Origin of the sequence: Nocardia sp. CA-290969, from assembly GCF_050936135.1 — a bacterium.
Classification (GTDB): Bacteria; Actinomycetota; Actinomycetes; order Mycobacteriales; family Mycobacteriaceae; genus Nocardia.
Window position 1 is genome coordinate 2,024,083 of record NZ_JBNJNJ010000001.1, and the last position, 12,268, is coordinate 2,036,350.

A 12,268-nucleotide genomic window follows, 5' to 3' on the forward strand; every position below is an offset into this window, starting at 1 on the left:
TGCGTCTGGACCCGTCATGGCGATCGGCGACGACCGGCAAGCGAATGATGCGGCTCGTCGCGCTACTGTCAATAGAGAAGGAAGTGGTTGCTAGATGCCCCAGCACTCGCAGGCTGAAACTGTCGAGCTCGAGGTCGTTGGATTGCCTCCCGGACAGATCGACCCTGACGCAGAGCTCGGGGATGTCTTCGCGGCTCACAATGTCTCCGGTAAAGACAGGGCTGCATATGCGCTGGGAGATGATGTGGTTTCCGACTACAAGCTGAGCGCTGATTCCTTGCCGCAAGAAGGTGTGCCTTCCGGCACGTATTACCGCTTCCGCTGGGTCAGTAACCTTGTTTACCCCGGCGTCGCCAGAAGCGTGTACCTGTACGTTCCGCACGGTGCCGACCAAGCTGAATCCGTCAACCTCCTTGTATGCCAAGACGGCCCCTATTACGTCGGTCCGCAGCTCCGGGCGACCACAGTCCTCGACAACCTCGTGCACAAGGGCGAGATTCCTATGACTGCCGGCCTGTTTGTCTGCGCCGGTGAGAGTGGTCCCGGCTACCCTATCTTCGGGGGGAACCACAATCGCAGCATCGAATACGACGTGGTCAACGGCGACTATGCGCGATTTTTGGTAGAGGAGTTGTTTCCGGTCGTTCGCAGGAAGGTGCGGCTTACTGATGACCCGCGGGGTCGCGTTATTTGCGGGATCAGTTCGGGTGGTGCCTGCGCCATGACAGCGGCGTTCCATCGTCCGCAGGATTTCGGTAATGTCATCTCGCATTGCGGCAGCTTCATCAATATCCGCGGTGCCCACGAGCTCCCCACGATGTTTCGGCAGACACCGCGCAAGCCGATCAGGATTTGGCATCAGACAGGGTCACGCGACCTCGACCTCATTTTCGGGAGCATCCCCATCGCCAACTACGACATGGATGCGTCTCTGAAATACCGCCGTTATGACTCTCAGTTCGTTTTCGGGAACGGGGGTCACAGCCTCCGCCACGGAGGGGCAGTGTTTCCCGAGACCCTCCGATGGATTTTCCGCGACCAAGTGGACGACCGATAGACTTCTGTTTCCGCAGTGTCCGTAGCGGGTGGCAATAGCCGGACACCGTGCGGACTATCCGTGCGTGTGCAACGGTCGTCCGGCCAGCGCGAGGTGCGCCTCACCCAGGGCTTCGGTCTGGGTGGGATGGGCGTGGATGAGCTGGGCGACCTCGTCGGGATGAGCTCCCCAGTTGACGATCAGCTGCGCCTCGCCGATGAGTTCACCGACGCGTTCCCCCACCAGGTGGATGCCGACAAGGGCACCGCCGCCGGCCCGCACCAGTTTGACGCCGCCGCTGGTGCCGAGGATCTGGCTCTTGCCGTTGCCGGCGAGGTCGTAGACGGTGGTCTCTACCGCCGGGAAGCGTTCCCGCGCTTGGGCTTCGGTGAGTCCCACCGAGGCGACCTCGGGATTCGAGTACGTGACCCGAGGGATGTTCACGTCGTCGACGGCGGGAATCGGCTGCCCCGCGATCTGCTCGGCGACGAACAGACCCTGCTGGAATCCCCGGTGGGCGAGTTGCGGACCGGCGACGATGTCGCCGACGGCGTACACCTCGGGTGTGGAGGTGCGCAGCCGGTCGTCGACCTGGACGAAGCCGCGGTCGTCGAGGTCGATGCCGTGCTCGGCCAGATCGTCGGTGCGGGGACTGCGGCCGATCGCGATCAGCAGGACATCGGCCTCGATGGTGTCGCCGGAGTCGACGGTGACGGTGACCGAGGTGTCGTCCTGGGTGGCGGAGGAGAATCGGGTGCCGGTCCTGATGGTGATGCCACGCTTACGGAACGCCTTGGTGAGCTGTTCGGAGGTCCACTCGTCCTCGGCGGCGACCAGGCGGGGCAAGGCCTCGATGATGGTGACCTCGGCGCCCAGCGAGGCCCAGATACCGGCGAACTCGACACCGATGACACCGCCGCCGAGCACTATCGCGCGCCGGGGCACCTCCGGATAGGTCAGGGCTTGATCACTGGTGAGGATCCGGCCACCGATTTCGACTCCGGGAATCCCCCGGACCTGCGAGCCGGTGGCCAGCACCAGCGACTTCCCGGTGATGCGCCGCCCGGCCAGCTCCACGCTGGTTCCGCCCACATACCGGCCGCGCCCGGCGACCAGGTCGATCTTGTGGCTGCGCACCAGCCCCTGCAGGCCCTTGTACAGGCGTTCGACGATGCCGTCCTTGTAAGCATGCACCGCCTCGGCATCGATGCCGCCGAGGGTGGCGTCGATGCCGAGGGCGGCAGCGTGATTGACGGTGTCGACGACTTCTGCAGCGTGCACCAGCGCCTTGGTCGGGATGCACCCGCGATGCAGGCAGGTGCCGCCGACCTTGTCCTCTTCGATCAGGGCGACGGTGCGTCCCAGCTGGGCGGCGCGAAAGGCGGTCGCATAGCCGCCTGATCCTCCACCGAGGATCAGGACGTCGGGATTATCGGACATGGGAACTCCTCGAGATGCGCCGCAGCGGGACGCGAAAGTCGGCTGACGGCACGGGGCCGGTCAGCTCAGTGCGATCAGGTTCAGCGGGTCGGAAAGGACGGCGGCCACGGTGGCCAGGAACTTCGACCCCTGCTCGCCGTCGACGAGGCGATGATCGAACGACAGGCTCAGCGTCGTGATCGAGCGAAGGGCGATCTCGCCCTGGTACTCCCACGGGCGACGACGGATGGACCCGAAGCACAGGATGGCGGCTTCGCCGGGGTTCAGGATCGGGGTACCGGAATCTACGCCGAAGACGCCGACATTGGTGATCGTGATCGTGCCGTCGGCCAGGTCGGCGGGCCCGGTCTTGCCTTCTTTGGCGGTGGTCGTCAGTTCGGACAGGGCTTGCGCGAGATCGCGCAGGCCGAGGGTCTGGGCGTTCTTGATGTTGGGGACCATCAGCCCACGCGGGGTGGCCGCGGCGATGCCCAGGTTCACGTAGCGCTTGGTGACGATCTCCTGTGCGTCCTCGTCCCAGAACGAGTTCAACGACGGGTTGGTGCGCAAGGCAACCAACAGCGCCTTGGCCACCAGCGTGAGCGGCGTCAACCGCACACCGGCGAAATGCTTGTTATCCCTGAGCTGTTCGAGCAGCTCCAAGGTGGGGGTGATGTCGATGTCGACGAACTCGGTGACATGCGGGGCGGTGAATGCGCTGCGCACCATCGCCGCGGCGGTGTGCTTGCGGACGCCCTTGACCGGCGTGCGCTCCTCGTCTGCGACCACACGCGTGCCGACCGGCTCGGCGACCGGCTTCACGGGCGCAGAGGCCCTCAAGTATCGGTCGAGGTCGTCGCGGGTGACCTGGCCTCGGCTGCCGGACGCCGGGATATCGGCCAGGTCGACACCGGCGTTCCTGGCGGCGAACCGAACCGGTGGCGGAGCCAGCGGACGACCGGGGGAGGAAACCGTGGCCGGGGTCGGCTCGGCGACCGGACCGGCGGCCGCCCGGGCACCTCGACGCCGACTGGTGCGTTCACCGGCCGCGCCGTAGCCGACCAGCACCGGCGTGCGTTCGGCCGTTTCCGTCGATCCGGTCGTCGGCCCGGCGGCCTTCGGCGCGAGATCGTCCTCAGGGGTCTCGATGTCGATGAACGGATTACCGACGTCGATCGTGTCGCCCACGGCGGCATGCAGGGCGACCACCGTGCCCGCGTACGGCGACGGCAGTTCCACCGACGCCTTGGCGGTCTCGACTTCGGCGATGATCTGGTTGAGCTCGATCACGTCACCGATCGCGACATTCCAACTCAGCAGATCCGCCTCGGTGAGGCCTTCGCCGAGATCGGGCAGCAGAAAGGTCTTGATGGTCGGCACGGGCTGATCTCCTGGTGCTACGCAGCGAAGGTACGGTCGACGGCGTCGAGGATGCGGTCGGCGTCGGGCAGGAAGTGTTCTTCGAGTTTGGCGGGCGGGTACGGCAGGGTGAATCCGCCGACCCGCTCGACCGGGGCTTCGAGATGGAAGAAGCAGCGTTCGGTGATCCGAGCGGCGATCTCGGCGCCGATGCCGAGGAAGACCGGCGCCTCGTGGGTAATCACCAGACGGCCGGTGCGCCGGACGGATTCGGCGATGGTGTCGAGATCGAGCGGCGAGATCGAGCGCAGGTCGATCACCTCCAACGAACGACCCTCCTGCGCCGCGATTTCGGCGGCCCGCAGCGCCGTGGTGACCAGTGGCCCGTATGCCAGCAGGGTGGCGTCGGTGCCAGGGGTCAGCACCCGCGCCTTGTACAGCGGAAACGCCTCGGCGTCCGGATCGAGCTGCCCCTTCTCCGAATAGCGACGCTTGGGTTCGAAGAACAGCACCGGATCGTCGGAGGCGATGGCCTGCTGGATCATGGTGTAGGCGTCGCCGACATTGCCGCAGGTGACCACCCGCAGGCCCGCGGTCGCGGCGAAGTACCCCTCCGGCGATTCGGAATGGTGTTCGATGGCGCCGATCCCGCCGCCGTAAGGAACCCGAATAGTGATGGGCATCTTCACGTTTCCGCTGGTGCGGTAGTGCAGCTTGGCGACCTGGGAGACGATCTGATCGAACGCCGGGTAGATGAAGCCGTCGAACTGGATCTCGCAGACCGGCCGGTAGCCGCGCATGGCCAGGCCGACGGCGGTCCCGATGATGCCGGATTCGGCGAGCGGGGTGTCGATGACGCGGGCGGGGCCGAAGTCCTTCTGCAGGCCGTCGGTGATGCGGAAGACCCCGCCGAGGCTGCCGATGTCCTCGCCCATCAGCACGACTTTGTCGTCGTCTTCGAGCGCGCGGCGCAGCCCCTCGTTGAGTGCCTTGCGCAGTGGCACGGTGGTGGCGGTCATCAGTGGCTTCCTTGCAGGGTGTCGAGGTAGGCGGCGTAGCGGCGGCGTTCTTCGTCGACGAGCGGGTGCGGTTCGGCGTAGACGTTGTCGAACAGCGACATCGGGACCGGTTCGACGGTTTCCAGGCAGCCGCGGCGCAACGCGGCGGCGGTGGTGTCGGCCTGTGCTTTGATCTGGGCGAGGTAGTCCTCGTCGACGGCGTCTTCCGCGTCGAGCAGGGCGCGGATCCGGTCGAGCGGGTCCTTGGTCGTCCACTCTTCGTCGAGCGAGGCCGGCCGGTACCGGGTCGGGTCGTCGGAGGTCGTGTGCGGACCCATCCGGTAGGTCACGGCCTCGATCAGGGTGGGGCCGGCGCCGTCGCGGGCACGCTCGAGTGCGGCTCTGGTCACCGCGATGACGGCGAGCACGTCATTGCCGTCCACCCGCACCGACGGCACCCCGAAGCCACGGCCGCGGGCGGCGATACCGACCGGCGACTGCAGGCTCACCGGTTCCGAGATCGCCCACTGGTTGTTCTGGCAGAAGAACACCACAGGCGCGGCGAAACTGGCGGCGAAGCCGAACGCCTCGGAGATATCGCCCTGGCTGGTCGCGCCGTCGCCGAAGTAGGTGATGACCGCGCCGGTGGCACCGTCGAACTGCATGCCCATCCCGTAGCCGGTGGCGTGCAGTGCCTGGGAGCCGACGATGATCGCGGGGGTCGTCATCTTGTACTCGAACGGGTTCCAGCCCGAATGTGTCGATCCGCGCCAGAATCGCAGCATGTGTGTGGGATCGACACCACGGCAGTAGGCGACACCGTGCTCCCGGTAGCTGGCGAACACGAAATCGTCGGAGGCCAGCGCTCGTGCGGAGCCGACCTGGGCGGCTTCCTGACCGAGCAGGGGAGCCCACAGCCCGAGTTCGCCCTGGCGCTGCAGTGCCGTGGCCTCGGCGTCGATGCGGCGGACCACCACGAGGTCCTCGTACAGCCCGCGCAATGCGGGGAGGTCGATGTCGTCGACGTACGGCGAGAAGTCCGGGTGGGTTCGCCGTTCACCGGATTCCGTGACGAGCTGCACCAGATCGTCGGTGTCGAACATGAGCTACCTCCGCTGAAACCGCCGGGCAGAGCACCGGCGCGGGAACTTGGTGTGTGCCACACGCAACCATTGGGCATCTGAATGCGCAAGTCTTGATGAAGAAAATGCGCAGGGTGACCAAACTGAAGAGTTCGTATTGTGCAATACTGCGCTGCATGCCTTCTTTCGATCGAACCGATGCCCGCATCCTCTTGGCGCTGTGCGATACCCCGCGAGCCACCGGGGTCCAGATCGCCACGCTCCTCGGCTTGGCCCGCAACACCGTCCAGTCGCGGTTGTCGCGGTGGGATGCCGACAATGTGCTTCAGCCGTTCGACCGGCGGGTCGCGCCTCGTGATCTCGGATTTCCCCTGCGCGCCTTCGCCACCGCGGTCGTCGACCAGCACCTTCTCGAAGACGTCATCGCAGACCTCGCCGAAATCCCCGAGGTGATCGAGGTCGCCGGGATCTCCGGACCGGCCGACCTGCACATCGAGGTCGCGGCGTCGGACTCCGACGACCTGTATCGGGTGGCAGGGCGGATCCTGGCGGTGCCCGGTGTCGAGCGCACCAATGTCTCCATCGCGATGCGGCAGGCCATTCCGTACCGGACCAAACCGCTGCTCGAGCAGATCGCCGGCACCAAGGGCGGCGTGTAGACGGCCGACCCGCAGCACGACAGCGCGCGGAGCATGCACCTCACGACTGTAAATTTTCCCGAGGGCCCGGTGCTCGACGCGGCCTACGGGGTCGCGCTGCTGCGACGGGTCGCGGCGGCGCCGGAACCGACGGCGGCGATCCGGATCTACAGCCCCGCGCCGACATTGTTGTTCGGACGTCTGGACGTGTGGCATCCGGGGTTCTCCACCGCCATGGATTCAGCACGGCGACACGGGTTCACGCCCGCCTACGCCGCCCACTGGAACGCGGGTCCGGAAGGGTACCTCAGGCGAGGTTGCCCTTCCGGACCGCGCTGGAACGCTGCCGTCAGAACTGTCGCGCCGCGACGTCGGGACGATGCGAGGCGGCAAGTAGCTCTTGCAGGCGGTTGGCCGGAACGGGGGCTCCGGGGTCGGCGAGGTAGTCTGCGGCGAACTTGTCCTGGTCGGCGGCGTAGATCGGGGTGTACGCACCGGACTCCGGTTCGAATCTCCAGGATTCGGCGAGGGTTCCGGCGTCGACGGTGTCGAAGCCGAGGGTGTTCACGATCGTGGAGACCCGCGCCTTGGCCTCGTTGTCGTCCCCGCCGATCGGCAGCGCGGTACGCGGGGAGGAGTATGCCAGGTTCGGGATGTGGTGGAAGAGGATGTTGTTGAACGCCTTGACGATCACCGTGCCCGGGAGAAGCGACTGCTCGTACTCGGCCGTCGTGCTCTCCAGGGAGTCCAGCTGCTCGATGCGGCCATCGCGATGAGGATAGTAGTTCCCGGTGGAAAGGATCGTCTTCCCGGCGAAGGCGTCGACGGGCAGTTTCGGGTACGCGGCCAGCGGCACGGCCAGCACCGGGATGTCGCCGAACTCCGCTGCCGCGCGGACCTCGCCGGCCCGGGCCCGGGGGCCGAGTTCGTCGATCAAATCCGTGAGCGACTCCGGTCCCCGCGAGTTCGCGATGAGGACGTCGTAGTCGGCTGCGACGGCGAGCCGGGCGACTGCCGCTCCGATCGATCCGCTACCGATAATTCCCATGCGCTTCATGGTGCTCTCCTTGCTGTTGACGAGTGTTCACGCCCGCACGAGGCGTGACTTTCCGGCTACCTGTTGTCGGTGATGCCCGTTGGGCGGATCGTGGATGTGGTCGACTCCCACCCACTTCTGAGGAGACCGGCCAGGGCTGCGGCGGACGCGTCGTCGGCCATGGCCGCACTCCGTGCCCAGCTCGTGGCCAGCGCGGCCAGGAAGAGATCCCGGGCCCGGACCTCGCTGCGCGCGCTCCCCTCGCGCTGGGCGGCGTGCAAGAACTCCTCGGTTGTCGTAATGAATCCCTGGCATGTCACGGCCAGCGGAGAAGGGCTCTTCATCGCCGCTCGCAGCGGCTCCGGCAGCCCGTCGAATGCCCCGGCCCACTCGGTGAGCGCGTCGAGCCAGCCCGCGAGTGCGTCGGCGGCATCGGCCGACCGGGTGCGGAGTTCATCGCGCCGGGATACGAGCGCCTCGTCGCGCGCGGCGAGCAGCGCGGCGAGCAGTGTTTCCCGGTTCGGGAAGTGCCGGTACAAGGTCCCTGCGCCGACGCCGGCCTGTTTCGCGATCGCGTCGAGCGAACCGTTGATGCCGTGATCGGAGAAGTGCCGCTCGGCGACAGCGAGGATGTGATCACGGTTGCGCCGGGCATCGGCCCGCGGGGCACGAGCCCCGCTCGTTGCGCTCTCAGGCATGGCGGTCACCTCACATTGACTAAACGGAGAGTATCTCCGTAGACTTTCCTACTATAAGGGGAGACTACCTCCTCTTACGTCCTGGCCGGTGACAACCCACACTCACCGCGCACGCGACAGTGACAAAACCTCCCGGATCTGCGCACGGAAAGAGGACATGATGGGCAGACAGATGATCATCGGCATGCATCTGGGCAACGGGTACGGCAACCTGCCCGGCGCTTGGCGTGCCCCGGCGGTGGATCCCACGAGCTATACGAGCTTCGACGCGAAAGTTCGGCATGCCCAGGCGGCCGAGCGTGGAAAGCTCCAGTTCCTGTTCCTGCCCGACGGCCCCAGTCACGTCGGCGATATCGAGAACGAGCCGCCCAACTTCAATCTCGATGTCATGGTTACGCTGGCAGCCGTCGCGCGCGAGACGAGCCGGATCGGCCTCGTCGCCACCGGCTCGACCACCTTCAACGAACCGTTCAACCTCGCGCGACAGTTCAAGGCACTCGATGTCATGAGTCATGGACGGACCGGTTGGAACGCCGTCACCTCCAGCGGTGAGGATGTCGCGGCCAATTACGGCAAACGCCTGCCGTCCAGCCCCGAACGCTACGGGAGGGCGCATGAGACGGTCCACTTGGTGCAGGCCCTCTGGGGCAGCTGGGGAGAGACCGCATGGGTGCACGACAAGGTGACGGGCCGCTTCGCGGACGCCGAGAAAATCGCCCCGATAAATTTGGGCGGCGAGTTCGTCGCCTCGCGCGGGCCGCTGCACATTCCACCCTCCGAACAGGGGCAACCCGTTGTCTTCCACGCCGGAGGCACTGCGAACGCCCTCGAGTTCGCCGGCCGCTGGGCCAGTGCCGTCATCGGAGCTGCTTTCACGATCGACGATGCGCGTGCGCAGCGCGCCGCATTCCGCCTCGCCGCCGAACGGGCCGGGCGCAACCCGGACGAAATCAAGTTCTTCGCCGGCCTGATGACGACCATCGCAAGCGATAGGCGGGAGGGGCTTGATCGCCGGAACACGTTGAGCGGCCGAACATTCCCGCAGCGCGCGTCCTATCTCGGACGGATGCTCGGCCTGCGGCTCGACCCCGCACGGCTCGACCGGCCACTATCGCCGGAGCAGTTGTCCGCGGCGCGGCCGTCACCGGGCGACCCACGCTCGGTCCACGCACTGAAGATCGCGCGTGAAGGCTGGACCGTCCGCGACGTTCTGGCGCACGGTGTCATCGACTACCACCCCGTCATCGTCGGACCGGCCGCCGAAGCCGCCGACCACATGCAGGAATGGTTCGAGGCAGACGCTGTCGACGGCTTCTGGGTCTCGCCGGACATCTACGAGGACGGGGTCGACGCCTTCGTCGACGGCGTCGTGCCGATCCTCCAGGATCGCGGGCTGTTCCACCGCGAATACGACGGCGCTACTCTGCGCGGACATCTGGGCGCCCCAACCCAATACGGAGTCGATCCGCGCGTCACGCGGTGACTGAGATTGCAGATCATCTCGGTCGCTCCCTCAAGCGCCGGAGATCGGTGCGCGCGATGACCGGCCGGCTTGTGAAGCGGTCGCGGGTGCAGGTGTCCGCATAGCAGGCAGACGCAGCGATCTCGACCGAGCGTGAGCAGACTGCCGCCGGGCGTGTTGCGCAAAGGTATGCGAACCGCGAGATCGGCGCCCGTGTTTCACCCTTCGATGAGGTGGTGCCGGCGTGCGGACGGCGTCGAACCGGTGCCGTCCAGCGTCTTGGTTCCTGCTCGCCAGGCCGACATCAACGCGGCCAATAGTGTGCGCTTCAGCCAAGCTGCTTCGTCTCGATCGGCTCGGCGGGGCTGCAGCGCTTCGTCGAGCATTTCCAGGAAGCGCCGGCGATCGACGCCGAACTCGACGATGAGTTCCGCGCAGTCGGCGCCGCCGAAAGGGGCCCAGCCGATGGCGAATTCCACTATTCGCGCCGCGTCCGGATCGACCGCTGGCACGGAGCGGAGGAACTTCAGTTGGCGCAAGGATGAACGGACCCAGTACGAGCACGTGCTCTCATTCGAGCTCGTTTCCTCCGCTCGCTTGCGCTGCGGTTGGGTCGGTGACGTCGACGTCCCGGCATGCCGTGAATAGTTGCGGTGTCGGATTTGCGAATTCATGAGTTTTCCTGGAGAAGCCGGGTAGGCCTCGGGTGTGAGGGGGCAGTGATGCGGCCCCCCTACGCGGCACGGTCGAATGTCAAGGAGCGAGCCGCCCTGTTGTGCGACGTATCGTGGTCGGACGATGCGATCTCGAATATACTGACACAATTCGTCCAAATAGGAAAGGTGTCCTTGGCGCCGAACCGGCCGGTTTCGAACCGGCATGGCCATCGCCGGTTCCGATGTCGGCGTCCGTCCGGGGGTGGACGCCGCTACTCCCGCCTGCAAATAGGGGCCTCCGTCCGTGGTGGCCGCGCAGAGACCCGACCCGCAGCTGCGCTTGGGTCGGCCCGCGCGGGTTCCTGCGCGGCGGTCTGCGGGTCTGTGAAGATGCCGACGATGCCGGTCACGCAGATGTCCTGGTGTGAATCAATGCCGACTCGATCGAGTCAGCCGTGGGGATCACGCAGTGGTGGTTGTGCGCGTTCGATGAGTTCGGCGAGGCGGTCGATGAGTTCGTCGCGGGTGAGGAGGTTGTCGAGTGCGTTGTCCTGCCAGGCCAGCAGTAGGCCCCACATGCCGGTGAACAGCACTGTTGCGCTGATCTCGGCATCGATGGGATCGACCTCGGCGGTGGGGTCCGGTGAGGTGTGGTCGAGGTAGCTCCGGGTCAGCGCGACCGCGACCTGGCGGCCGCGCTGGGCCAGGTCGGGATTGTTGGCGGCTTCGACGGCGATGATCCGGCCGCGGCGTGGATCGTCGGTGATGAAGTCGATCCAGGATCCCAGCAGGGCGCGCAGCGCCTGCCCGCGGTTGGCCGCCGGAGCTACTGTCGCGGTGGTCAGCAGCGCGATACCGTCGCCGATGACCCGGTCGTAGACGGCGGCAACGAACTCCTCTTTGGTATCGAAGAGCTCGTAGAAGTGCCGTTCACTGATCCGGGTGGCGCGGCAGACGGAGCGCACCGTCACTTCCCGGGTTCCTCGGGTGCCCATGATCTCGATGCCGGCTTCGAGCAGCCGCTCGTGCCGGTCGCTGCGACGCTCGTCGGGGGTGCGACCATTCCATACCCGGCCGGTCGTGGCGCGTGCCGGTTCGGGCGCTGGGATTTCTCGACCTGTTGACACTTGATCGACGCTACCCCTATGTTGACAACACTCGTTGTAGACAACGCATGTTGTCGATAATGAAGGTGGTGCGACGATGCTCTGCTGTGTGGTGGCCGGGACGCTGATGGCTGTGGGCTACCGGATCCGAGTCTGGTTCACGCGCCGCGGCGCCGGTCCGATCCAGTTGTTCGCGCCTCCTGCCCGCCGGCCCGCGCCGGGGCAGACTGTGCCGGGGCCCTCGGTGCCGGCGACGGTCCGGATCTCGCGACGGCCACGGATACTCCGCTGGGCAGCGCTCGGAACCATCATGTATCCGGCCGGAATCGCAGGGCTCCTCGCGCTGGAGTGGGCACATACCGTCACCGCCGCAGCGGGCTGGGGGATTCGCACGGCAGCCCTGATCGCAGCGATGGGGGCGGTGCTGTGGGCAGTGCGCATCGGCGCCGCCACCGTGGTGGAACCGCTGAGTTCGTTGCGTGAACATCTCGGGTGCGCGTTGGTGGGGGTCGGGCTGGTGTGGTTCGTCCTCGGCATCATCGATATGCCTGTGCTGGGGCTGTTCCACCTGGGTCCCGGGGCGGCCGACCATGCTCACGCGCATTTCGCGAATACTGCGCATCATTCGACAACGTTGTGGGACTGGATCTTTCACGGAATCGGCCCGGTGCTCGTGGTTCTCGGATGGAGCGCGCTGCCTGTCCTGCCGCGATTCGCCGAGAAATATCCATCCGCCGGCACTCCGGTCGCTCCGGCTCCTGCGTTCTCGAAAGGCTGA

At 66.3% G+C, this 12,268-nt stretch carries 11 protein-coding genes and 1 pseudogene; 4 read left to right on the forward strand and 8 right to left on the reverse strand.

The annotated features are described in order from the left end of the window. Positions 1 to 94 precede the first annotated feature (94 nt). Positions 95 to 1,057, forward strand: a complete 963-nt coding sequence (locus tag ACQEVO_RS09495; protein WP_432911071.1) for an alpha/beta hydrolase — start codon at positions 95 to 97, stop codon at positions 1,055 to 1,057. Positions 1,058 to 1,111: 54 nt separating this feature from the next. On the opposite strand, the gene lpdA is transcribed toward ACQEVO_RS09495, so the two are convergent. From lpdA to pdhA, 4 genes are read right to left on the reverse strand one after another with little or no spacing between them, the layout of a single operon-like run. Further along, entirely contained in the window at positions 1,112 to 2,476 is a 1,365-nt protein-coding gene (lpdA, locus tag ACQEVO_RS09500; RefSeq protein WP_432911074.1) for a dihydrolipoyl dehydrogenase, read from the reverse strand. Positions 2,477 to 2,536: 60 nt separating this feature from the next. Continuing rightward, a complete protein-coding gene (locus ACQEVO_RS09505) occupies positions 2,537 to 3,835 on the reverse strand; it encodes a dihydrolipoamide acetyltransferase family protein (RefSeq protein ID WP_432911077.1) in 1,299 nt (432 codons plus the stop codon). A gap of 17 nt (positions 3,836 to 3,852) precedes the next feature. Next, entirely contained in the window at positions 3,853 to 4,833 is a 981-nt protein-coding gene (locus tag ACQEVO_RS09510; protein WP_432911080.1) for an alpha-ketoacid dehydrogenase subunit beta, read from the reverse strand. After that, complete coding sequence (gene pdhA / locus ACQEVO_RS09515) at positions 4,833 to 5,915, reverse strand: pyruvate dehydrogenase (acetyl-transferring) E1 component subunit alpha (protein ID WP_432911083.1); 1,083 nt, start codon at positions 5,913 to 5,915, stop codon at positions 4,833 to 4,835. The genes ACQEVO_RS09510 and pdhA overlap by 1 nt, the downstream gene beginning before the upstream one ends. 155 nt (positions 5,916 to 6,070) lie before the next feature. On the opposite strand from pdhA, the gene ACQEVO_RS09520 reads away from it, so the two are divergent. Beyond that, entirely contained in the window at positions 6,071 to 6,553 is a 483-nt protein-coding gene (locus ACQEVO_RS09520) for an Lrp/AsnC family transcriptional regulator (RefSeq protein ID WP_432911086.1), read from the forward strand. 328 nt (positions 6,554 to 6,881) lie between these two features. On the opposite strand, the pseudogene ACQEVO_RS09525 reads toward ACQEVO_RS09520, so the two are convergent. Further along, a pseudogene (locus tag ACQEVO_RS09525) lies at positions 6,882 to 7,592 on the reverse strand (NADPH-dependent F420 reductase); the annotation flags it as partial. A gap of 53 nt (positions 7,593 to 7,645) precedes the next feature. Beyond that, positions 7,646 to 8,266, reverse strand: a complete 621-nt coding sequence (locus ACQEVO_RS09530; RefSeq protein WP_432911089.1) for a TetR/AcrR family transcriptional regulator — start codon at positions 8,264 to 8,266, stop codon at positions 7,646 to 7,648. Positions 8,267 to 8,438: 172 nt separating this feature from the next. On the opposite strand from ACQEVO_RS09530, the gene ACQEVO_RS09535 reads away from it, so the two are divergent. Further along, the gene (locus ACQEVO_RS09535; RefSeq protein ID WP_432911092.1) at positions 8,439 to 9,749 is read left to right on the forward strand and encodes an NtaA/DmoA family FMN-dependent monooxygenase; all 1,311 of its coding nucleotides are present in this window, start codon (positions 8,439 to 8,441) and stop codon (positions 9,747 to 9,749) included. Positions 9,750 to 9,946: 197 nt separating this feature from the next. Here ACQEVO_RS09535 and ACQEVO_RS09540 read toward each other — a convergent pair whose 3' ends face one another. Then, positions 9,947 to 10,402: a hypothetical protein gene (locus ACQEVO_RS09540; RefSeq protein WP_432911095.1), complete on the reverse strand. Its 456-nt coding sequence runs from the start codon at positions 10,400 to 10,402 to the stop codon at positions 9,947 to 9,949. 431 nt (positions 10,403 to 10,833) lie between these two features. Continuing rightward, a complete protein-coding gene (locus ACQEVO_RS09545; protein WP_432911098.1) occupies positions 10,834 to 11,511 on the reverse strand; it encodes a TetR/AcrR family transcriptional regulator in 678 nt (225 codons plus the stop codon). A 76-nt stretch (positions 11,512 to 11,587) separates the two neighbouring features. Here ACQEVO_RS09545 and ACQEVO_RS09550 point away from each other — a divergent pair, with 76 nt between their 5' ends. After that, positions 11,588 to 12,268, forward strand: coding sequence for a hypothetical protein (locus tag ACQEVO_RS09550; protein ID WP_432911100.1), 681 nt, complete (start codon positions 11,588 to 11,590; stop codon positions 12,266 to 12,268).